The organism is Rhizocola hellebori (assembly GCF_016862955.1).
In the GTDB taxonomy this organism is placed as follows: Bacteria; Actinomycetota; Actinomycetes; order Mycobacteriales; family Micromonosporaceae; genus Rhizocola; species Rhizocola hellebori.
This window is the reverse complement of sequence record NZ_BONY01000079.1, coordinates 16,415-36,978: the sequence shown is the minus strand read 5'-3', so window position 1 is coordinate 36,978 and position 20,564 is coordinate 16,415. Positions and strand designations below refer to the sequence as shown.

At 67.0% G+C, this 20,564-nt stretch carries 21 protein-coding genes; 11 read left to right on the top strand and 10 right to left on the bottom strand.

Annotation, left to right across the window (positions count from 1 at the left end; genetic code table 11):
• From Rhe02_RS39610 to Rhe02_RS39600, 3 genes are read left to right on the top strand one after another with little or no spacing between them, the layout of a single operon-like run.
• Positions 1–1,245, top strand: coding sequence for a Gfo/Idh/MocA family protein (locus Rhe02_RS39610; protein ID WP_203913641.1), 1,245 nt, complete (start codon positions 1–3; stop codon positions 1,243–1,245).
• Positions 1,246–1,275: 30 nt separating this feature from the next.
• A complete protein-coding gene (locus Rhe02_RS39605) occupies positions 1,276–1,719 on the top strand; it encodes a hypothetical protein (RefSeq protein ID WP_203913640.1) in 444 nt (147 codons plus the stop codon).
• Positions 1,720–1,756: 37 nt separating this feature from the next.
• Entirely contained in the window at positions 1,757–2,587 is an 831-nt protein-coding gene (locus Rhe02_RS39600) for a nucleoside hydrolase (protein ID WP_203913639.1), read from the top strand.
• On the opposite strand, the gene Rhe02_RS39595 is transcribed toward Rhe02_RS39600, so the two are convergent.
• Positions 2,569–3,309 (bottom strand): CE1 family esterase, encoded by a 741-nt coding sequence (locus Rhe02_RS39595; protein WP_203913638.1) that lies wholly within the window; start codon positions 3,307–3,309, stop codon positions 2,569–2,571. The genes Rhe02_RS39600 and Rhe02_RS39595 overlap by 19 nt on opposite strands.
• A 118-nt stretch (positions 3,310–3,427) precedes the next feature.
• On the opposite strand from Rhe02_RS39595, the gene Rhe02_RS39590 reads away from it, so the two are divergent.
• Positions 3,428–3,844 carry an Rv0361 family membrane protein gene (locus Rhe02_RS39590; RefSeq protein WP_203913637.1) on the top strand — a complete coding sequence of 139 codons (417 nt, stop codon included), beginning with the start codon at positions 3,428–3,430 and terminating at the stop codon, positions 3,842–3,844.
• On the opposite strand, the gene Rhe02_RS39585 is transcribed toward Rhe02_RS39590, so the two are convergent.
• Positions 3,841–4,206, bottom strand: coding sequence for a hypothetical protein (locus tag Rhe02_RS39585; RefSeq protein WP_203913636.1), 366 nt, complete (start codon positions 4,204–4,206; stop codon positions 3,841–3,843). The genes Rhe02_RS39590 and Rhe02_RS39585 overlap by 4 nt on opposite strands.
• A gap of 49 nt (positions 4,207–4,255) precedes the next feature.
• Between Rhe02_RS39585 and Rhe02_RS39580 the strand changes: the two genes are divergently transcribed.
• Entirely contained in the window at positions 4,256–5,461 is a 1,206-nt protein-coding gene (locus Rhe02_RS39580) for an MFS transporter (RefSeq protein ID WP_203913635.1), read from the top strand.
• A 7-nt stretch (positions 5,462–5,468) separates the two neighbouring features.
• On the opposite strand, the gene Rhe02_RS39575 is transcribed toward Rhe02_RS39580, so the two are convergent.
• Positions 5,469–6,566: an aromatic ring-hydroxylating oxygenase subunit alpha gene (locus Rhe02_RS39575; protein ID WP_203913634.1), complete on the bottom strand. Its 1,098-nt coding sequence runs from the start codon at positions 6,564–6,566 to the stop codon at positions 5,469–5,471.
• A 116-nt stretch (positions 6,567–6,682) separates the two neighbouring features.
• On the opposite strand from Rhe02_RS39575, the gene Rhe02_RS39570 reads away from it, so the two are divergent.
• Entirely contained in the window at positions 6,683–9,820 is a 3,138-nt protein-coding gene (locus Rhe02_RS39570) for a GH92 family glycosyl hydrolase (protein ID WP_203913633.1), read from the top strand.
• Here the strand turns inward: Rhe02_RS39570 and Rhe02_RS39565 are convergent.
• The 3 genes from Rhe02_RS39565 to Rhe02_RS39555 all read right to left on the bottom strand — a co-directional run bounded on the left by Rhe02_RS39565 (position 9,817) and on the right by Rhe02_RS39555 (position 12,820).
• Positions 9,817–11,343 (bottom strand): serine/threonine-protein kinase, encoded by a 1,527-nt coding sequence (locus Rhe02_RS39565; RefSeq protein ID WP_203913632.1) that lies wholly within the window; start codon positions 11,341–11,343, stop codon positions 9,817–9,819. The two genes, Rhe02_RS39570 and Rhe02_RS39565, sit on opposite strands and share 4 nt — an antisense overlap.
• Before the next feature lie 11 nt (positions 11,344–11,354).
• Positions 11,355–11,912, bottom strand: a complete 558-nt coding sequence (locus tag Rhe02_RS39560) for a class F sortase (RefSeq protein ID WP_203913631.1) — start codon at positions 11,910–11,912, stop codon at positions 11,355–11,357.
• A gap of 65 nt (positions 11,913–11,977) precedes the next feature.
• On the bottom strand, positions 11,978–12,820 hold the full coding sequence (locus Rhe02_RS39555) for a DUF4397 domain-containing protein (RefSeq protein WP_203913630.1): 843 nt from the start codon (positions 12,818–12,820) through the stop codon (positions 11,978–11,980).
• 151 nt (positions 12,821–12,971) lie between these two features.
• Between Rhe02_RS39555 and Rhe02_RS39550 the strand changes: the two genes are divergently transcribed.
• The gene (locus Rhe02_RS39550; RefSeq protein WP_203913629.1) at positions 12,972–13,433 is read left to right on the top strand and encodes a VOC family protein; all 462 of its coding nucleotides are present in this window, start codon (positions 12,972–12,974) and stop codon (positions 13,431–13,433) included.
• A gap of 24 nt (positions 13,434–13,457) precedes the next feature.
• Here the strand turns inward: Rhe02_RS39550 and Rhe02_RS39545 are convergent, their stop codons facing one another.
• Together Rhe02_RS39545 and Rhe02_RS39540 are read right to left on the bottom strand one after the other, a co-directional pair.
• Complete coding sequence (locus Rhe02_RS39545; RefSeq protein WP_203913628.1) at positions 13,458–13,853, bottom strand: hypothetical protein; 396 nt, start codon at positions 13,851–13,853, stop codon at positions 13,458–13,460.
• Between the two features lie 147 nt (positions 13,854–14,000).
• Positions 14,001–14,900, bottom strand: coding sequence for an ROK family protein (locus Rhe02_RS39540; RefSeq protein ID WP_203913627.1), 900 nt, complete (start codon positions 14,898–14,900; stop codon positions 14,001–14,003).
• A 64-nt stretch (positions 14,901–14,964) separates the two neighbouring features.
• Between Rhe02_RS39540 and Rhe02_RS39535 the strand changes: the two genes are divergently transcribed.
• Positions 14,965–15,936, top strand: coding sequence for a LacI family DNA-binding transcriptional regulator (locus Rhe02_RS39535; protein WP_203913648.1), 972 nt, complete (start codon positions 14,965–14,967; stop codon positions 15,934–15,936).
• A 44-nt stretch (positions 15,937–15,980) separates the two neighbouring features.
• On the opposite strand, the gene Rhe02_RS39530 is transcribed toward Rhe02_RS39535, so the two are convergent.
• Positions 15,981–17,102, bottom strand: a complete 1,122-nt coding sequence (locus Rhe02_RS39530; protein ID WP_203913626.1) for an ROK family transcriptional regulator — start codon at positions 17,100–17,102, stop codon at positions 15,981–15,983.
• Positions 17,103–17,209: 107 nt separating this feature from the next.
• Between Rhe02_RS39530 and Rhe02_RS39525 the strand changes: the two genes are divergently transcribed.
• The 3 genes from Rhe02_RS39525 to Rhe02_RS39515 are packed head-to-tail and all read left to right on the top strand — an operon-like array spanning position 17,210 to position 20,187.
• A complete protein-coding gene (locus Rhe02_RS39525; RefSeq protein WP_203913625.1) occupies positions 17,210–18,484 on the top strand; it encodes an ABC transporter substrate-binding protein in 1,275 nt (424 codons plus the stop codon).
• A gap of 54 nt (positions 18,485–18,538) precedes the next feature.
• On the top strand, positions 18,539–19,384 hold the full coding sequence (locus Rhe02_RS39520) for a carbohydrate ABC transporter permease (RefSeq protein ID WP_239124345.1): 846 nt from the start codon (positions 18,539–18,541) through the stop codon (positions 19,382–19,384).
• Positions 19,381–20,187, top strand: coding sequence for a carbohydrate ABC transporter permease (locus Rhe02_RS39515; RefSeq protein ID WP_203913623.1), 807 nt, complete (start codon positions 19,381–19,383; stop codon positions 20,185–20,187). Before Rhe02_RS39520 ends, Rhe02_RS39515 begins: the two co-directional genes overlap by 4 nt.
• 1 nt (position 20,188) lies before the next feature.
• Here Rhe02_RS39515 and Rhe02_RS39510 read toward each other — a convergent pair whose 3' ends face one another.
• Positions 20,189–20,554: a PH domain-containing protein gene (locus tag Rhe02_RS39510; protein ID WP_203913622.1), complete on the bottom strand. Its 366-nt coding sequence runs from the start codon at positions 20,552–20,554 to the stop codon at positions 20,189–20,191.
• Positions 20,555–20,564: the final 10 nt, after the last annotated feature.

Genomic DNA, 20,564 nt, shown 5'->3' with positions numbered 1-20,564 from the left:
ATGATCACACTGGCGGTGATAGGTGCGGGAAGTAGAGGCGAAGGCGCCTACGGGGGATGGGCCCTTCGCCACCCGGACAGGGCGAGGGTCGTCGCTGTGGCCGAGCCACGCCCTGTCCGGCGGGAACGCTTTGCCACCGCGCATGGCATCGATCCTTCCAGCGCGGTGGCAGATTGGCGTGACCTGCTCGGCAAGGGCCGGATCGCGGACGCGGTGGTGATCGCGACGCCGGATGCCGAGCACGTCGCGCCCGCGGTCGCCTTCGCCCAGTCCGGCGCCCATATCCTGCTCGAGAAACCGATGGCGCCCACCGAGCGGGAATGCCGGACGATCGCGGAGGCGGCCGCTCAAAGCGGTGTCATCTTCGCGGTGGGGCACGTGCTGCGGTACACCCCCTACACGGCCGCGCTCAAGCAGGCGGTCACCACGATCGGCGACATCGTCTCGGTCCAGCATCTGGAACCGGTGGGCTTCTGGCATCAGGCGCATTCGTTCGTGCGTGGCAACTGGCGGCGCGAGGCGGAGTCAAGCTTCATGCTGATGGCCAAGTCCTGCCATGACATCGATTGGCTCTGCTACGTGATGGGCCGGCCCATCGAGCACGTCTCCAGCTTCGGCTCGCTGAGCCACTTCACACCGGCCAACCGGCCCGAGGGCGCCGCCGAGCGCTGCCTTGACTGCGCGGTCGAAAGCGGCTGCGCCTACTCGGCCAAGCGGTTCTACTTTGGACGGCTGGCCGATGGCCGGCACGGCTGGCCGCTCGACGTCGTCGTCGACGAGTTCACCGAGCGGAGCCTGACCGACGCGCTGCGCGAAGGCCCTTACGGCCGCTGCGTCTACGCCTGCGACAACGACGTCGTCGATCATCAGGTGGTGGCGCTGCAGTTCGCGGGCGGGGCCACCGGCACGTTCACGATGACCGCGTTCAACTCCGGCGGCGACCGGCAGACGCGCATCTTCGGCACCCGCGGTTCCATCGAGGGCGACGGCCGCTACCTGCGCTGCTATGACTTCCTCAGCGCGGAGACGACGACCATCGACACCCAGCCGACCGGGGACGCGACCGCCGGGGGCGGCCACGGCGGCGGCGATGCGGGCTTGATGGACGCCTTCGTCACCGCGGTCGCCACCGGCGACCGGTCCGGGGTGCTCTCCGATGCGACCGAGTCGCTGCACACACACCTGGCCGTCTTCGCCGCGGAGCGGGCACGCCGCGACGCCACCGTGGTCAGCGTGAATCTTTAGAACCGCGTTTCCTGGGGTAAAGCGCGCGGCATGGGTACAGAACCGATTCCGCCGGTGCCGCCGACGCCGCCAGGTCCACCCGCGCCACCGCCAGATCCCGATCCCAATCCCAACCCGCCATTCCCGCCACCTGTCCCGACGCAGGTGACCCGGACCCCGATCGCCGCCGTCACCGAAGGCATGAGTGTGGTCGACAGCTCCGGCAAACTCGTCGGATCCGTCGCCATGGTGCAGATGGGTGATGGAGGTTCCGATAGCGGGGACCTTTTCAACGTCGCCCAGCGGGTCGCCGGTCCCGAGCCGCGCGTGCCCGACGAAGCCGCGCAAAGGCTCCTGCGCACGGGCTATGTCAAGGTCAAGTCGAAGGGGTTCCTGAGCCCCGACCGCTATGCCGCCGCCGATGACATCGATGACGTCGCCAACGACACGGTCAACCTCAAGGTGCCGGTCAACGAGCTCATCGCCAAAGCCTGACCCACGACGGCCTTCACGCCCGCCTACCATGGCGGGCGTGAAGATCCTGCTCGACACCGATCTCGGCAACGACATCGACGACGCGATCACTCTGAGCTACCTGCTCAAGCAGCCCGACTGCGAGCTGCTCGGTATCACCACGGTGACCCCGGGCGCCGTTGACCGGGCCAAGCTGGCCAGTGCCGTCTGCGCCGACCTGGGCCGGACGGTCCCCATCCGTCCCGGCGCCGAGCTGCCGCTGGCGGGCGAGCCGCTGCAGGAGCCGCCATTTTCGGCTGCCGAGCTGCTTTCCCGCTGGCCCCATGAGACGGCCTTTCCCAGCGGCGCGGTGCCGTTCCTAGCCGAGGCCATTCTGGCCCATCCCGGCGAGGTGACGCTGATCGCGATCGGGCCACTGACCAATGTGGGCAGACTGCTGCGCGACCACCCGGAAACCGCGTCACAGCTCAAATCGCTGGTGCTGATGGGCGGGCGGTTCTTCACCGGCGGCGAAACCGCGGAGTGGAACATCCGCAACGATCCCGCGGCGGCGGCCATTGTCTTCGCCGCCCCGATTCCCCATCTGCGCGCGGTCGGTCTGGACGTCACGCGCTCGGTTTTCCTTACCGAGCAAGACTTCCGGCACAGGTTCGGCGGGCTGCTGCTGGACTTCAGCGGCCCTTGGTTCGCCCGGCGAGACCGGGTCACCTTCCACGATCCGCTGGCCGCTGCCACGCTTTTCGAACCCCTTTGTGGGTACCAGAAAGGCAGCATCACGGTCGAAGAAGACGGCACCACCAAGTTCACCGCCGATCCGGCCGGAACCCATGAAGTTGCGCAATCCGTTGCCGTGCAAGCCTTCTTCGACCACTACTTCGAGATCGCCTGAAAGAAGGCCCAGATCTTCTCGGTGCTGCCATCGGGCCACTCGTGCCCGGCCTCAGGCACCGTGACCAGCTGGACCTTGCCACCGCCGTGGTCCTGCCACAGTTTCACCACCTCGGGGATGGGCGGCCCGTCGATCCCCGCGACTCCCGAGCCCGGCTCGCCGTCGAAGCGCACGTTGGTGTCTTTGAGCCCGTGCACATGGATGACCGGGATCGGCGCCGGCGCGGGGCATTCGCCCAGCAGCGTGCCGGCAACCGGGCCGATGGCGGCGAAAACCCTGCTGTCGCAACCCAATCGATAGGCCATCATGGCGCCGTTGGACATCCCGGTGGCATAGACCCGCTTGCTGTCTATCCCTTTCAGGCCGGCGACCATCTGTTCCAGAAAGGCCACATCGTCGAGGTTCTCCCGGCCCGGCTGGCCGCAGCAGCCGCCGCCTGCGTTCCACGCGCGGTTGAGCCCGTCTGGGTAGGCGACGATGAAGCCTTCCTTGTCGGCCAGACCGTCCCAGCCGTAGGCGCGTTGCGCCTGGGTTCCGCTGCCGAACCCGCCGTGCAGCATGACGACCAGGGGCGCCTTGTCGCTTGCGCCGGGCGGCGTATAAACGCGGAAGCTGCGCTCACGGCCGTTCACCGTCACGGTGTGGGTCGACGTCTCGCCCTCGCTCGGGGCTGCCCGGCATCCGGCGAGAATAAGCAACATGAGCACTAATGCATACCGCATGCCGTCATCCTGCCTCCGGATCGTCAGCGGCAGGTAAAGGTCTGGTCAGCTATTCTGCCGAGGATGTCCGGGCTCCCGGCGTCGCCCGCACGCCGCTGGATGAGGTGACGGTCCACCCATGACCAAGAAGCAGAAGATCTGGCTGATCGCTGGAGCCGCCGGGCTTGTCTTCGCCGTCTTCTGCTGCGCGGCATCCGTGGCTGGCCTGCTCTGGCTCAGGCGCGACGGCGACCCCAAGGACGTGGTGGTCGACTATCTCGAGGCAGTCCAGGAGGACAACGCGGGGCAGGCGCGCGAGTTCGTCTGCGACAGCTGGCGCAACAGCGCCTTTCCCAACGTCACCAATGCGCTCACCAGCTGGACCGACATCATCGACTGGGACATCCTCGACAGCGAGACCCATGACGAGTCGGCCACGGTCACCGCCCGCGTCACCTACCGGGTGCTGACCGTGACCAACAGCGGCAAGCTGCGATTCACGCTGGTGCGTGAGGAGGGCGACTGGCGCGTCTGCGGCATCCGCGGCGAGGGCTAGCTCGGCACCTCCTCGACAAGGCAGAGGTAGCGGCCGTCGGGATCCTTCATGGCATGGGTGGCCGGTGGCACACAGTCGTTCACGTTGCTCACGATTTGCGTGATCCGGTTGTCGTGTGGCTGGTCGCAGCCGACCACTGTGGTGTCGTTGACGCAGTCGCCCACTTCGGACTTGTTGTTCTCCGAGATGAGCATGGCGATCATGGCCGCCACCAACAGGGCCGCCACGACGACGCCGGCCAGCACCAACACCAGCATCCGACGCCTGTCCTTCGCGGGGGCCGCTGCCTGTGGTGCCGGGGGATCGGCTGGGTCCGCGGGGCCGGCGGGCATTGAAGCTTCGCTCGGCGTCGATTCCGTCATGGCCGGAGATGCTAATGGATTTCTCGACGATCTGTGAAACCCTGTCGGAATGCCTGGGGAAGGGCCTGCTGGATCGTCTGCGCTGCGGTGGTACACGGCCGCTTTGCTGTTCATCTCGTTGTCGAACGCGCTCGCCCCGGTGGCAATCGCTTTCGGCGTCATCGAAATCGGGGGGTCCGCCAGCCAGCTGGGCCTGGTCCTCGCCGCGCGCACGGCGTCGCAAACGCTGCTGCTCCTGGTCGGCGGGGTGATCGCGGATCGGTGGCCGCGTCACCTGATCCTCATGGTCTGCGGCGCGGCCGGTGTCGTCACCCACGTTGCCGCTGCCCTGGTCATCCTCGTCGGCTCGGGGCCGCTTTGGCAGCTCGCCGTGCTCGAGGCGGTCAACGGCGCCGCCGCGGCCTTCTCCTATCCCGCGATCGCCGGGATGCTGCCGCTGCTGGTGAGCAAGGCGCAAATGGCCCGAGCCAGCTCGACCACCGGCCTTGCCCGGTTCACCGGCTTTGTCCTGGGTGGGCTGGTGGCCGGGCTCGTCGCCGGCTATGTCAGCAGCGGTGTCGCGCTCCTGGCCGCGGCGGTCGCCGTGCTTGCCGGAACCCTGCTGCTCATACCGCTGGGCTCGGTGCCCACGGCGGCCACCGATGCGCCGTCGGGCCACCTGGGCCACCAGCTGGCCCAAGGCTGGCGAACCTTCATCGGGCTGCCCTGGCTGTGGGTGGTCGTGGCCGGATTCTGTGTGCTGAACATGGTGTCATCCGGGATCTGGCGAACACTCGGCCCGATCATCGCCACGAACAGTGTCGGCGAAGCGGGCTGGGGCTTGACCCTCGCGCTGTTCTCGGCGGGTATGGCCATCGGCAACCTCGCCCTGATGCGAATTCAGCCCAGGCATCTGCTCAGGGCGGGTGTGGCCGCGGCGGCGCTGGAGGTTCCAGCCCTTGTCGCCCTTGGCTTCCCGCGTCTGGCCGTGATCGCCCCGCTCGCGTTGCTCGCGGGCGGCGGCATCGGCTACTTTTCCGCCTCGTGGCGCGCCACCCTCGGCCGCGAGATCCCGCCGGATCGGCTGTCGCGGGTGAGTTCCATCGACGGTCTGGGCTCGTTCATCGCCATCCCGGTCGGGCAGGTGGCCGCAAGCCAGCTCTACGACCGCATCGGCGGCGAGGCCGTGATCCTGCTCGGCGCGACGCTCAGCGCCGTCACCGTCGCCGCCATGCTGGCCACCCCGGCCGTGCGCCGCCTCGTCTCCACCACCTGACCCGCCTTCACCGCTGGGCGGTGTAGGCGGTGGCGATGAGGCGGATCCAGTCGTAGACGGCGTTTTCGTTGGGCGCCAACGGGCCTGGGCGATAGTGCGGGGAGGACACCCCGAGCTGGACGGACTCGCAGGCGGCCCAGTCCTGCTTGTTGGTCAGGTCCCAGAAATCCACCGCGTAAGCGATGTCCACTGTGGACGGATGGAACAGCCACTCGCACTCCACGCGGGTCAGCGCGGGGGAGACGGGCTCGAGGCGGTGGGTCATCACGTAATCGGGGTGCAGCGAGACCAGCAGGTTGGGGAACAGGCCGAGATAGCGCACGCTGCGCGGGTCGACGCCGTCGAGCATCACGCCGTGCGACTTGCCGTCGCGGGACATGGTGACGGCGTGCTCGCGCAGGTCCATCGAGCCGCCGACCCAGTTTCCGGGCTCGTGCCAGTTGTTGCCGGAGTTGGGCGGCGAAACCGCGCACAGCTCCGGGTGGATGAGCGGGCAGTGGTAGCACTCGTGGTAGTTCTCGGCGAGGATCTTCCAGTTCGCGGCGACCTCGTAGCAGTGGCGTGCCATGGGCACCAGCGCGGCGGGATCGTAGGGGGCGACGAGCCGGTCGAGCGTGCCCAGGTGGGAGCCGAATGATTCGCCGGTGCCCAGGGCGTTGACGAAAAGCCAGCCGTGCCAGTCGACGCAGGGCAGCTCCACCAGGCCGTGCCCGGCCGGAAGCGATTCCATGCGGGGGGCGGAGCGCAGCGAGCCGTCGAGGGTGTAGGCCCAGCCGTGGTAGGGGCAGACGATCGCGGGGCGGTCGCATGACGTACCCACCGGCAGAAGTGAATGAGCCCGGTGCCGGCAGACGTTGGCGAAGGCGCGCGGCTGCGGGGCGAGGGTCACGATCACGGCCAGGTCACCCACGGTGAGCGCGTGCTGGTTGCCGCCGGTGCTCAGCTCGGCGGTGCGGCCGAGGCAGGTCCAGGAGCCGGCGAAGAGGTGCCGGCGTTCCCAGGCGAGCACCGCCTCGCTGGTGTATGCGGCGCCGGGCAGCATGGTTGATTCGCCGAAAGGGAGGAGAGCGGATGCCAACTCCTCGGCGGCGATAGGGGCGTTCACCTGCACAGTATTCCTGACTCGTGACTCAGTTGGAAAGCATGTGGGCTTGACATCGATTAATAAGAGTACTTATCTGTTTCCACGCGTTGACAACGTTGTCTCGAAGGAGAGTACAGATGTCTCGCAAACCCCTCGCCCAGGTTCTGTCCCTGCTCCTGGCCACGGCGTCGCTGGTGGCCATCGAAGCCCCCACGGCGGCGCAGGCAGCGATCCTGCCGCTCACCCAGCACGTCAACCCGTTCATCGGGACCGATGACAGCAATTCGCCCAACCCGGTGCCGGGTGGCGCGGGCGGCAGCACGGTTCCAGGGCCGGTGGCCCCGTTCGGGATGGTGCAATTCAGTCCAGATACCCCAACAGCCTCCCCATCTGGGTACCGCTTCTCCGATACCCAGATCCAAGAGTTCAGCCTGACCCACTTCAACGGGGCGGGCTGCCCGAACAACGAGGACATCGGCTTCCTGCCGATCACGGGAAACCTCAGCGCCTCACCCGGCTCGTCCTGGACCAACTACCAGGCGACCCAGGTCAAAGGCAGTGAAATGGCACAGGCCGGGTACTACCGGGCGGTGCTGTCGACCTACGGCAACACCCAGGTCGAGCTGTCGACCACCAAGCGCAGCGGGATTATGCGGCTGACCTACCCGGGCACCACGACGGCCAAGGTCCTGATCAACACCAGTCGCAGCGCGACCGGCAACCGCAGCGGTTCCATCACCATCAGCGGGTCGACTGTCTCCGGTCAGTTCACCGGCGGCGGATTCTGCGGCTCGTCCAAGACCTACCAGGTTTACTACTACGCCCAATTCGACCGCGCCCCAACGAGTGTGGGCACGTTCCTGGGCGGCACCATCTCCAACGGCTCGACCAGCACCAGCGGCACCAACTCGGGTGGCTGGCTGAACTTCGACACCACCGGCAACGCGACCGTCAACATGAAGGTCGGCATCTCGTTCGTCAGCGTGGCCAACGCGCAGGGCAACCTCAACGCGGAGCAGAGTGGCTTCGCCTTCGACACCGTGCGCGCCAACGCCGACACCGAGTGGAACAACATGCTCAACCGGGTGCAGGTCACCGGCGGATCCGCGGCGGACACGCAAAAGTTCTACACCGCGCTCTACCGCGTGCTCATCAACCCGAACATCGCCAGCGACACCAACGGCCAGTACCGCGGTTTCGACCAGGCCGTGCACAGCTCCTCGCGCACGGTCTACCAGAACTATTCGGGCTGGGACATCTACCGCTCCTGGGCGTCGCTGATCGCTTTCATCGCGCCCAATGAGGCCGCCGATATCGCCCAGTCGATGGTGCTCGACGGCCAGCAGGGCGGCCTGCTGCCGAAGTGGTCACACAACAGCAACGAGCACTTCGTGATGACAGGTGACCCCGGGCCGATAATTGTTTCCTCCATCAACGCTTTCGGGGTGTCCAATTTCGACACCGCCTCCGCGTTGACTTTGATGAACAATTCCTCCAATGGGGGTACCCAGCAAGGCAGCTCGATCCGCGGCAGGCAAAGCGGATACGCCTCGCGGCACTACATCTCCGAGGATCCCTCCGACTCGCTGGAATATTCGGCCTCCGACTTCGCCATCGCCCAGTTCGCGCAGCGGCAGGGCAACACCGGTCTGTACAACACCTACATCGCGCGGGCGCAGTGGTGGGCCAACGTTTTCTCCACCGAGTCCTCCTACATCCACCGGCGCAACGCCGACGGCACCTGGACGTGGCCGCTGAACCCGGCCAGCGACTCGGGATACACCGAGGGCAACGCGTCCCAGTACACGTGGATGGTCACCTACAACTTCGCCTCGCTCATCAACCTGATGGGCGGCCACGAAACCGCCAAACAGCGGCTCGACCATCACTTCACCCAGCTCAACGGCGGGCTCACCCAGCCGTTCTTCTACATCGGCAACGAACCTGAGCACGGCGTGCCGTGGGCCTACAACTACGCCCGCTACCCGGCCGGGACGTCGTCGACGGTGCGCCGGGTGATGACCGAGTCCTACACCACCGGGGCCGGCGGCCTGCCCGGCAACGAGGACCTCGGCGCCACCAGCGCCTGGTACGTATGGGCGGCGCTGGGCATGTACCCGTCCACCCCGGGCACGGACGTGCTCGCGCAGCACGGCCCGCTGTTCCCGTCCATCCTCATCGACCGGCCCAGCGGTGATGTCACCATCACCTCCACCGGTTCGGGCCAGTACGTGCAGTCGTCCTCCCTCAACGGTTCCGGGCGCACGCAGAATTTCGTGCGCTACTCGCAGCTCGCGGCGGGCGCCACCCTGGCCTACACGATGGGCGGTTCGCCGTCGGCGTGGGGGACGGGCGCGGGCGATGTGCCGCCGTCGTTCCAGGACGGATGGACCCCGCCTCCCGCGGCACCTTCGCTGGGTACGAACCTGGCCCTGAACCGGCCGGCGACGTCGAATGTGGCGGCCTGCGCGGCGACTGAAGCGCCGGCGAAAGCGTTCGACGGGATCCTGTCGTCGGCGAGCAAGTGGTGCTCGACCGCGGCGGGCACCAAGCAGCTCCAGGTCGATCTGGGCTCGGCGCAGAACGTCTCCTCCTTCGTGGTCAAGCACGCCGGCCTCGGCGGGGAGAGCTCGGGCTGGAACACGGGCGCGTTCAGCATTCTCACCAGCACCGACGGCACCACCTGGACCAACCGGGTTTCGGTGAGCGGCAACAGGTCTTCGCGCACCTACCACCCGATCGCCCAGGTGAGCGCGCGCTATGTCCGGCTCGATGTGACCACGCCCGCCAATGACGGCAACGGCGCGGTCCGCATCGACGAGTTCGAGGTCTACGGCGGCGGGACCTCGGGGCCGGTCAACGTGGCGCTCAACAAGGCGGCCACCGCCGATTCCTCGTGCAACGCCAACGAGAGTCCGGCCAAGGCGGTCAACGGCTCGGTCACCGGTGGCAACTCCGACAAGTGGTGCTCGGCGGGCGCGTCCAAGTTCTGGCAGGTGGACCTCGGCTCGAACTTCACCGTCCAGTCGATCACGGTGCGGCACGCGGGGGCCGGCGGCGAGAACACCGCCTGGAACACCCGCGACTTCACCCTGCAGATATCCACCAACGGCACCACCTGGACGACGGTGGCGACGGTGACCGGCAACACGGCCAACGTCACCAACCACACCTTCACCCCGGCGACCGCTCGCTACGCGCGGCTGAACATCACCGCGCCAACGTCCACAACGGACAATGCGGCGCGAATCTACGAGGTCGAGGTCTACGCCTAGCCATTACTCGGAGCCGGGGTGGCGCCAGCCGCCCCGGCCCTGTCCCGGAACGAGCCCTTGAGCACGCCATGGTAGGACCGGGTCAGCCCGGTGTCGAAGGTGTCGCTGGACCACAGCACGGTGAAGTTGGTGGTGAACAGGGCCATCACAAATCGACTCTGATCTATGCCGGTGTAAGTGAACTCGATCAGCCACTCCCGCTCGACGCGGAACACCTCGCCGCTGCGCAGCTCGGTGTAGCCGGGAAGCGTTTCGACGTCGGAGCGTCCTTTGACCACGGCAAGCACCCGGCTGCTGCGGGGATCGCGAAAGCACACGGTCTGACCCGAGCGCCAATAGCTCCATCCGCCGGGCACGCCGGTGCGGAACTCGGGCTCGCCCAGAAACCACTCCCAGCCGTCCACCAGAGGCTTTTCCTCCGGCGGGGGAGCGACGTTGATGGGCACGGTGGCCGGTCGCGCCGGCTGGTGGTCACAGGCGAGCAGCCCCACCCCGACCACGGTGCCGATCGCCGGGCTCAAGCTCACCGCCGGGGCATTGGGCAGGCCGCTGTTGAACAGATCCCCTTTGGCCAGGACGTAAGCTCCCGCCGCCGCGATCGCGGCCGCGATGAGTGCGAGCACGATGGCGCGGATCCGGGAGGGGCGCGGCGGTTCCGGCTCGGGCAACACGATGATCGGAGGGGTGGGGGCCGGGGGCAGCGCCTCACCGGAGATCACCTTGCGCAGCTGCTCGGCCAGAATCTCGGGCTGGGTACGGTCGGCGGGGTTGCGGCGCAACAACCCTGACAGCACGGGCGCCAGCGGGCCGGCCAGCCGCATCGGATCGGGCTCGTCAACGGCAAGCGCCGCCAGGGTTTCCAGCACCGACTCGCGGCCGTAGGGCGAACGCCCTTCCACCGCGGCGTAGAGGGTCGCGCCCAGCGACCAGAGGTCGGCCTCCCGGCTGGATATCCCATGCCGGGCCCTTTCCGGGGCCACATATTGCGGGGTCCCGAGCTGGCCGGTGCGGGTCACCTTGCCGTCGGCGTCGACGGAGGCCAGACCGAAGTCGCCCAGCACTACCCGGCCGTCGTCGGCGAGCAAAACGTTGTCCGGCTTGACATCGCGGTGCAACACCCCCGCGTCGTGGGCGGCCACCAAGGCTTCCAGGATCGACAGCCCAATCTTGGCGACCTCGACCGGGCTCAGCGGGCCGTCCTCGTGCACCGAGCGCTGCAGGTTGACCGAGGGCACGTATTCCATGACCAGCCATGGCCACCGCTCGGTCTGGACCACGTCGAAGATCTTCACCACGTGCGGATGGTTGATCCGCCCCGCGGCCCGCGCCTCCCGGAAGATCAAGAAGCGGAGCAGGTCGCTTTCCTCGGGGCTGAGCGGGGACGGCGGCGCGACCTCCTTGATGGCGACATCGCGGTCGAGCATCTCGTCGTGAGCGAGCCAGACCCGGCCCATGCCGCCGTGGCCGAGCTGGTCGCGCAACGCGTACCGACCCGCGATCAATCCGAATCGCTGATCTGTCATTGTCCCCCCAGTTACCCAGCCGCTACCGCGAAAACCACCACGTTGTCGCGGTAGGACCTCCGCACCGGGTCAAAACTTCCACCACAGGTGATGACTCTCAGTTGTGCATCTGGCGTCGGACCGTAGACCTCTGCGGTCGGGAACTTGTTCTTAGCAAACTTTCCCGTGGACACCACTTCGAAGGTTAGCCACTTTCCACCGCGTTGTACCAGGATCAAATCGTCCGGGCGCAACTCGTGCAACCGATAAAAGATGGCTTGGCCCTTTTGCGAGTCAAGATGTCCCGCGATCACGGCCGGGCCGGTATCGCCCGGGGTGGCACCCTCCTCGTACCAGCCGGGTAGGGCATAGTCGGCCGGCGCCTGAAGCTCGCCGGATTCGTCCATATGCAACGGTCCAAGTGGAGCATCGACGCCGATGGCAGGGATCCGCAGCCTCGTGGGCGGGCCGGTGAGCTCATCGCCGGCGTCGGCGAGCTGCTCGGTGGGCGGCAGACCCAGCCGCCACTGCGAATGATCCCGCTCGCGCAGCAGCGCGAAGGCGGTGATGGCACCCAAAACCGCCACCATGCCGATGGCGAAAGCAATCCGAAGCCTTCGCCGACCGGCACGATGGCGGTGTACTTGCCAGGTCGTCACAGCGTGGTGCGACGCCGCCGAAGCCTTACCACTACCCCGGTAACCAGGGCGAGCAGCAGCACACTTGCGCCGACGATCAGATAGGTGGCCGTGCGGCCATTGGTGCTCGTGCCACCGCCGCCGGTGGCGACGCCGCCCCAGGGCAGCCCGCGTCCCTTTGCGGCGTCGGTGAACAGCTGTGTCTTCAGCGCCCCCTGTCCCGCATCGACCACGAGGAGGGAGTAGACATTGCCGGAGCCCAGGGTTGCCGAAACCTTGGTGCTCTGGCTGCCGGTGGCCGGGCGGATCTGCAGCTGCCAGCTGCCCGGGTCGACGATGTAGTAGTCGGTGGTGGTGGCGAAGGCGACGTTCTCGGCGATGCTGGGCCCGTTGGTCAGCGACACTCCCAGCACCGGCACCTGAACCGAGGCCTGCACAATGCGGACCTTCGCCTTGTTGCCCGCCGGCAGGCTCAGGTCGTCGCGCAGCACCCGCAACCCGAGCTCGGCATTGCGCCCGACACCGGCCACGGTCTGGGCACTGCCCGCGCTCACACTCACCTGCGTGGTGAGCACCGCCGGGGTGGATTCGGCCGCCCCGGCCAGCCGCATCGACACCTCATAGCCGCCCACCGGAAGCTTGAGGTATTGGGAGACCACGCCGTATCCGACCCTCGGAAAGACCTGTTTGCTCACCGCCCCGGACTGGGAAGTGAGATAGACGTCGACCGCGGGAGTGTCCGGCGACAGGTGGGCCAACCGGACATAGCCGTCGGCCGCCGCCTGGGCGGGCGCCGGCCCCACTGTGGACAGTGCCGCCAAAACGGCGACAGCTAGGCATCGTTGAATCGTCACTCGCACGCTGCGAAGAATTCCCCACAGCGTTGAACATCGACATTGACCGTTTGGCTGATATCTCGGGAAGTTGCGTTATCCACGCGATTTCTTTTACTCAATTTTCGAAGTCACACAAATTCTGTGCGATGTCATAGGGTCCCGATAGCCTTCGCGAATGAGCCGTCACATTCAGGTCACTTTTGACGCCAATGACCCGCAGGCGCTGTCGTTGTTCTGGCGCGACGCGCTGGGCTACGTTCACCCGGGCCCGCCCGGGGTCGACCTGCCGCCGGGCGCCGATCCGCTGGCGGCGTGGGACGAATTCCTCGACCGTGTCGGCGTCCCCGCTGAGGAGCGCAACTCCCGGTCGGCTCTGGAAGACCCGGAGGGCCACGGCCCACGGATCTTCTTCCAGAAGGTACCGGAAGGCAAGATCGCGAAAAATCGTGTCCACCTCGATGTCCGCGCGGCGCCTGGACTCCAGGGCGACCAACGCATGGCAGCGCTGGAGGCCGAATGCCAGCGCCTCGTCGCCGCGGGAGCAACCCGGGTGCGCCGCGTTGATCCCGCGCCGCCGATGGAGGCAGGCTTCATCGTGATGACCGACCCCGAAGGCAACGAATTCTGCCTCGACTGAACGAGTTTCGCGCCTGGAAAGCGGTCAGGTTCGGCGGCGGTTGAGCCAGAGCAGAGCAAGGGGGCCAAGCACACCCGCCGCCAGGCTGGCCAGGCTCGCCAACAGCTCACCGCCGTGCATATTGCCGTGCCGGCCGGTGTGGTAAGCCAGGTGCAGCGCGGAAAAGACCAGCAATCCGATGAGGACCACGTTGGTAACGCGGCGATCCGCCATCACCGCGGCCATGGCGAGAAGCACGCCAAGGGCGGTGAAAGCCGCGCCCACGTCTGTCATCAGATGCTCGTTGTAGGGCGGATAGGCAGCGGTCCACTGATGTCCCGCGCCCGGGAAATGGTCGAAGTACCAATGCGGGGCAACAACCGCGGGCACCCCGAAAAGCAGATGGAAAGCAGCGAGCAGGGCAAGGCCAAGCCTCAACATGGCCAGAGCCTAGCCACCCCAGCCCCCGCCCACAGCCCCGCCCGCCACGGTCCGCCTCGCCCCAAGCCCCTGCGCCTCGCGCCAAGCCCTGCGCCTCGCGCCAAGCCCTGCGCCTCGCGGATGGGAGGCGCAGGGGATCGGGTGGGGCTAGCGATAGCGCTCGGGCTGCAGCACTAGGGCGGCTGCGCCGAGTAGGCCGGCGCGGTTGCCGAGGGCGGCTGTGGTGACGGCGAGGTCGCGCAGGAAGTGCAGCCGGGCGTGCTCGGCAAGCGCTTGCCGAATGGGGGGTAGCAGGAGGTCGGCGGCTTGGGCGACACCGCCGCCGATCACGGCACGGCCGATGTCGCAGATCGCTGCGGTGGAGACTATCCCGGCGGCCAAGGCCTGGCCCGCTCGCTGGAATGCTTGCTGCGCCACGGTTTGGCCGCTCCTGGCGGCGTCGGCCAGCTCCACGGCCGTGGTGCCGGCCCAGCCCTGGGCATGGGCCCAGCGGACCATGCTCGGGCCGCTGGCGTAGGCCTCGACGCAGCCGCGCCCGCCGCACGGGCAGGGGTGGCCGGCGAAGTCCACGACCATGTGGCCGATGTGGCCGGCGTTGCCGGTCGGGCCCTGGACCAGTTTGCCGCCCTGCATGAGGCCACCTCCGACGCCGGTCGACACCACCATGACGAGCAGGTCGTCGTAGCCGCGTCCGGCGCCCAGCCAGTGTTCCCCGGCCGCGGCGCAGATGCCGTCTCCGGCGAGCTTGACCGGTACCCCGGAAAAAAGCTTGGAAATCCTTGACAGCAAAGGAAATTCGCGCCACGAGATGATGTTGACCGGGCTGACCGTCCCGGCTACCGCGTCCATCGGCCCGGCCGAGCCGATGCCGACGCCGGTCAGTTCTTCGTCCCCGGCCACCCGGACGAGCAGCGCCTCCAGCGCCTCCCAGACGTCATGGGCGGGAGTGGGCGTGTTCTCATACGACATGACCGTCCCGTCCGGACGAACCAGGCATGCCGCCAGCTTGGTGCCGCCGACATCGACGGCTAGCGCAACCTCAGCCATTCCCACTCCATACAACGTTGTCGAAGTCGGTTAGCCTGCACTGGTGAGAGCACATCGGCCAACGATGGTGGACGTCGCCAGGCATGCCGGTGTCAGCCTGAAAACGGTGTCCCGGGTGGTGAACAAGGCGCCCAATGTCCAGCAGGAGCTGGTCGACAGGGTGCTGGCCGCGGTCGACGAGCTGGGGTTCCGGCGCAACCAGCTGGCCAGCGCGCTGCGCTCGGGGCAGCAGACCTCGACCGTGGGGCTGCTCATCGAGGAGATCGCCAACCCGTTCTACGCCACGATCGCGCAGGTCGCCGCCGAGGTCGCGGCCGGGTTCGACTCGCTGCTCATCACCGCCAGCTCGGAAGAGGATCCGGTGCGTGAGGAGAGGCTGCTGCGCGATCTTTGCGCGCGCCGCGTCGACGGCCTGCTCGTGGTGCCGGCCGGTTACGACCACAGCTTCCTGCGCGCAGAGGTCGAGCAGGGCATTCCGGTCGTGTTCCTCGATCGCCCGGCGGGCGGGCTCGTCGCCGACACCGTGCTGCTCGACAATCGCGGCGGCGCCCGAGCCGGGGTGGAGCACCTGCTGGGCGAGGGCCACCGCCGGATAGGCGTGCTCCTGGATTCGATTGGCGTCTATACGATGCGTGAGCGCCTGGGCGGGGCGCAGGAAGCGCTCGGCGCCGCCGGGCTGCCCTACGACAGCCACCTGGTCTGCGACGGGGTGCGCGACCCGGTCACCGCCGCCCAGGCCGTCGCCCAGATGCTCGACGCGCCCGACCCGCCGACGGCCTTCTTCGCGTTGAACAACCGCATCACAGTCGGTGTGGTGCAAGAGCTTTGGCACCGCAACAGCACCGCGTCGGTGGTCGGCTTCGACGATTTCGAGCTGTCGCACCTGATGCCGCTGCCGCTGACCGTCATCGCCTACGACACAAGGGAACTGGCCCGCCAGGCGGCCGAGCTTCTCTTCGCGCGGATAGCCAAGCAGAACCTGTGGCCGCGCACGGTCGTGCTGCCCACCCGCCTGGTAAACCGCGGCCTGCGCTGAATGTCTGCTGCGCAGCGGGTCGCCGGCCCCCGTCGCGGTTTGCACTAGGCCCGGTCCACGCCGAGTGCCAGGGCTACCCCGCCCAGGGCGGCCGCTCGTTCGCCGAGGTCGGCCTGTACCACCTCGACCGCGTCCACGGCCGCCGCCATCGCGGTTTCGGCCAGGCCGCGCCGCAGCGGCTCGAGCAGCAGCCGGGTGGTGGTCTTGTGCCCGGCGAACTCGCCGACCACGATCCGGTCCGGGTTGATCAGGTTGAGCAGCCCGCCGAGCGCGATGCCCAGATGCCGGCCCGCGTCGAGCAGCAGGCGGCGGCAGCCGGGATCGCCCGCGATGGCGCGCTGGGCGAGGACGTCGAGGTCGCGCACCCCGGCCTGGGCGAGCAGGGCGCGTCCGCCCGCGGTCAGCTCCAGGCAGCCGCGGTTGCCGCAGCGGCAGATCGGCCCGCTGGCGTCGAGGGTTACGTGGCCCAGCTCGCCGGCTGTCCCGGCCGAGCCGCGGTACAACCGTCCATCTAGGACGATGCCCGCGCCGATGCCGGTGGCGATCTTGACGTAGACGAGGTCGGCGCAGTCGCGTCCGGCGCCCCAGGTGTGTTCGGCCAGCGCGCCGAGGTTGGCGTCGTTGTCCACCCGCACGGTCAGGCCGCCTAGGCGATTGGCCAGCTCCTCTTCCGGTACCAGATCAGCCCAGGCCGGAAGCAGGGTAGGTGACCCGATGCGGCCGTCGAGGGTGACCGGGGCGGGGATGCCCAGGCCCACGCCGACCACCTCGGCCCGGCTGCCGCCGACCGCGGCGAGCACCTTGTCGACCTGCTGGGTGGCCAGGTCAAGCGCGCTGAACGGGTGGTCGTCGGCGTCACGGTCGAGCCGGATGGCTTGGGAGGCAAGGATTTCGTGCCCAAGATCGGCAATGGCCACCCGGAGGTGACGCCGTCCGATGTCGACGCCGACGGCAAGCCCCGCCTTGCGGGTCAGGCGGAACACCCCGGCCGGGCGGCCTCCGGCCGGTGGGCCGAGCACTTCCGTGACCAGCCCGGCCGTGGAAAGCTCGGTGAGGGCCGAGCTGATGGTCGGCCGCGAAAGTCCGGTGAGGGAAATGAGCTCGGCTCTGGTGCGCGGACCCCGTCCGCGCAACATCTCCGCAACCCGCCGAGCAGCCTCCCTCACGATAGGCATGCTGCCAGTTTTGAAAACGTTTGGCAAAAGTTACGGTCTGATCACGACAGTATTGTGATCTGTTGACAGAACTGCGCATCGGGAGAACGCTCTTCCGCATGGCAGCAATCAATCGCAGGCAACTCCTTGCAGCCGGGGCCGGAATGTCCGCCCTGGCCGTGCTTCCGGCCTGTTCCAACTCCGGCGGCGAGACCAAACCGGATGAGAAGAAGGTCGAAGTCTTCTCCTGGTGGTCTGGCCCCGGCGAGGCCGAGGGTCTTGACGCCCTCATCGCCAACTTCAAGCAGAGCAACGCGGGTGTCGAGTTCGTCAACGCGGCAGTCGCAGGTGGCTCGGGCACCCAGGCTAAGCAGGTGCTCAGCGACCGCATGCGCAACAACCAGCCGCCCGACTCCTACCAGCTGCACGCCGGTCTGGAAGCAGCCGACGACATCAAGGCCGGCTGGCTTGAGGACCTTACCGGCCTCTACGAGTCCAACGGCTGGAAGTCCAAGTTCCCCGCCGGGCTGATCGAGAAGCTGTCGATCAGCGGCAAGATCTACGCGGTTCCGGTGAACATCCACCGCTCCAACCTCATGTTCTTCTCGCCCAAAAAGCTCGCCGAGTGGGGCATCGCCGCGCCCGCCAAGACGTGGACCGAGTTCCTGGCCCAGGCCGAGACGCTCAAAGCCAAGAACGTCAAGGCGTTGTCGGTCGGCGCCACCTGGACCCAGCTGCACCTGCTCGAGAACGTGCTGCTGGGAGAGCTGGGCACGGCCAAGTACAACGGGCTGTGGGACGGCAAGACCGACTGGAAGGGCGCGGACGTCGTTGCCGCGCTGGACACCTTCAAGAAGATCCTTGACGTCTCGGTCGTCGGCACGGACGACTGGCAGCCGACCATCGACAAGGTGCTCGCCGGAACAGCCGCCTACAACGTGATGGGCGACTGGGCCGCGGGTTACCTGCAGGGCGCGAAGGCTCTCAAGTACAAGGACGGCTACGACGTGGTCGCCTCGCCCGGATCCACCGGCGTCTACAACTTCCTCGCCGACTCCTTCACCCTGCCCAAGAACGCTCCGCACAAGACCTACGCCGAGGCGTGGCTCAAACTGTGTGCGTCGCCGGCAGGCCAGGACCTGTTCAACCCCAAGAAGGGCTCGGTTCCGGCCCGCCTGGACTCGGACAAGTCGAAGTACACCGACTACCTGGGCTGGGCACTGAGCCAGTGGCAGGACACCAAGACGGTGGTGGTCGGCTCGCTCGTCCACGGCGTGGTGGCCAACAACTCGTGGAAGTCCGAGATCGAGAAGGCATACGGCGTCTTCTTCACCGGCAAGGACTCGGCGAAGTTCGCCGCATCCGTGTCGGCTGCCTATGCGGCCAACAAATAGCCAATGAGCAAACTCAAACGTCGAATCGGACGTTGGGTCCCCGGGCTGCTACTGGTGTCGCCTTCACTGGTGCTGCTCGGGGTCTTCGTCTACGGCTTCATCGGATGGAACATCAAGATTTCGGTCACCGACTGGAAGGGACAGCTGGAGACCGACAATTACGTGGGCCTGTTCTGGTACAAGCAGCTGTTCGCCGACGAGACCTTCCATAACGATGCCCGAAACCTGCTGATCTTCACGCTGGTCTTCATCCTGGGGTCGATGTCGGTCGGTCTGCTGCTGGCGCTGCTGATGGACAAGGGCGTCCGGGGCGAGAACATACTGCGCAGCATCTATCTGTTCCCGATGGGAATCTCGTTCATCGCCACCGGCATCGTCTGGCGCTGGCTGCTCAACAGCGACCCGGGCGAGGGCACGACCGGGGTCAACGACCTGCTAGGCCTGGTGGGCGTGCACTCGGACTGGCACAAGTCCGATTCGCAGTGGGCCATCGCGGCCATCGCCCTGCCCGCCGGCTGGGCCCTTTCCGGCTATGTGATGGCGCTTTTCCTGGCCGGGCTGCGCGGAATCCCGGACGAGCTGCGCGAGGCGGCCCGCGTCGACGGCGCCACCGAGTTCCGGGTCTACTGGCACGTGGTCAGGCCGATGATGTATCCGGTCTTGATGAGCGCGCTGGTCATCCTGGCGCACATCTCGCTCAAGACGTTCGATCTCATCTATGCGATAGCGCCGCTGGACCCGAGGACCGAGACACCGGCCATCTTCATGTACCTGACCGCCTTCCGCGGCAACTTCTACGCCCGCGGAGCCGCCATCGCGACGCTGCTCTTCTTCGCGATCGCCGTGGTCATCGTGCCGTACATCTGGTACTCGATACGCAAAGAGCGGACGGCGCGATGACGCGGATCTTCAGAAACCTGGTGCTCTTCGCGTTCGCCATCTTCTTCCTGATGCCGGTGTACGTGTTGCTGGTGACCGCATTCAAGTCGCCGGGCGAGGTCGACGTGGTGCACATGTGGACCCTGCCCAAGTCGTTGTCGTTCGACAGCTTCAGCCTGGTCTGGCCCAAGCTGCAGAACGGAATGGTGAACAGCCTGATGCTGGCCATCCCGGCCAGCGTGATCTCCTCACTGCTGGGCGCGGCCAACGGTTTCGTGCTGGCGAAGTGGCGCTTCCCCGGCGCCGACGTGGTCTTCCCGGTGATCCTGTTCGGGATGTTCATTCCCTATCAGGCGGTCATCATCCCGATGAGCGGACTGATGACCGACATCGGCCTCAAGGGCGGGCTGGACGGCCTGATCCTGATCCACATCATCTACGGGCTGCCCATCACCACCCTGATCTTCCGCAACTACTACATCGGCCTGTCCGAAGAGGTCATCGAGGCGGCGCGGGTCGATGGCGCGGGCATGCTGCGCACCTTCGCCTACATCGCCCTGCCGCTCGGCTTGCCCGCCTTCGCCGTCGCGATGATCTGGCAGTTCACCTCGGCGTGGAACGACTTCCTGTTCGGGGTCATCATGACCCGTACCGAGTTCTGGCCGGTGACCGTGGCGCTCAACAACGTCGCGGGCGCGCAGACCGTGCCGTTCAATCAGGCCATGGCCAGCGCCTTCCTCGCCAGCATCCCGACCCTGCTGGTCTACCTCCTGCTGGGCCGCTTCTTCATGAGGGGCCTCATGGCCGGTGCGCTCAAGGGATGATCTATCTACTGATGTAATGCAAGATGACGTTGTGGACGTGGTGGCCTTTTTGGTCACCACGGAAACTCACCTCGTAGGTGCGGGCGCCGACGTGAATGGCGATGCTGCCGGTGGAGAAGAAGTTGCCCGCCCAGGAACGGTCGCTGACCACGCTCACGCTGGTGATCTTCCCGTAGGGAATGCTGGTGATCGCGACCTTCTTGCCGACGAATGACTTGTCTTGGATGATGACGCGCCGGTCGGTGAGGCCGATGAAGCCGGTGCCGGTGCCGATGGCGTCGTAGACGGCGATGATCTTTTCACCATCAAGCAGACCGCTCTGGATCTGCTTCATTTGCTCCTTGCGGTCAAAAACAATCTCACTCACGTCCTTCTTG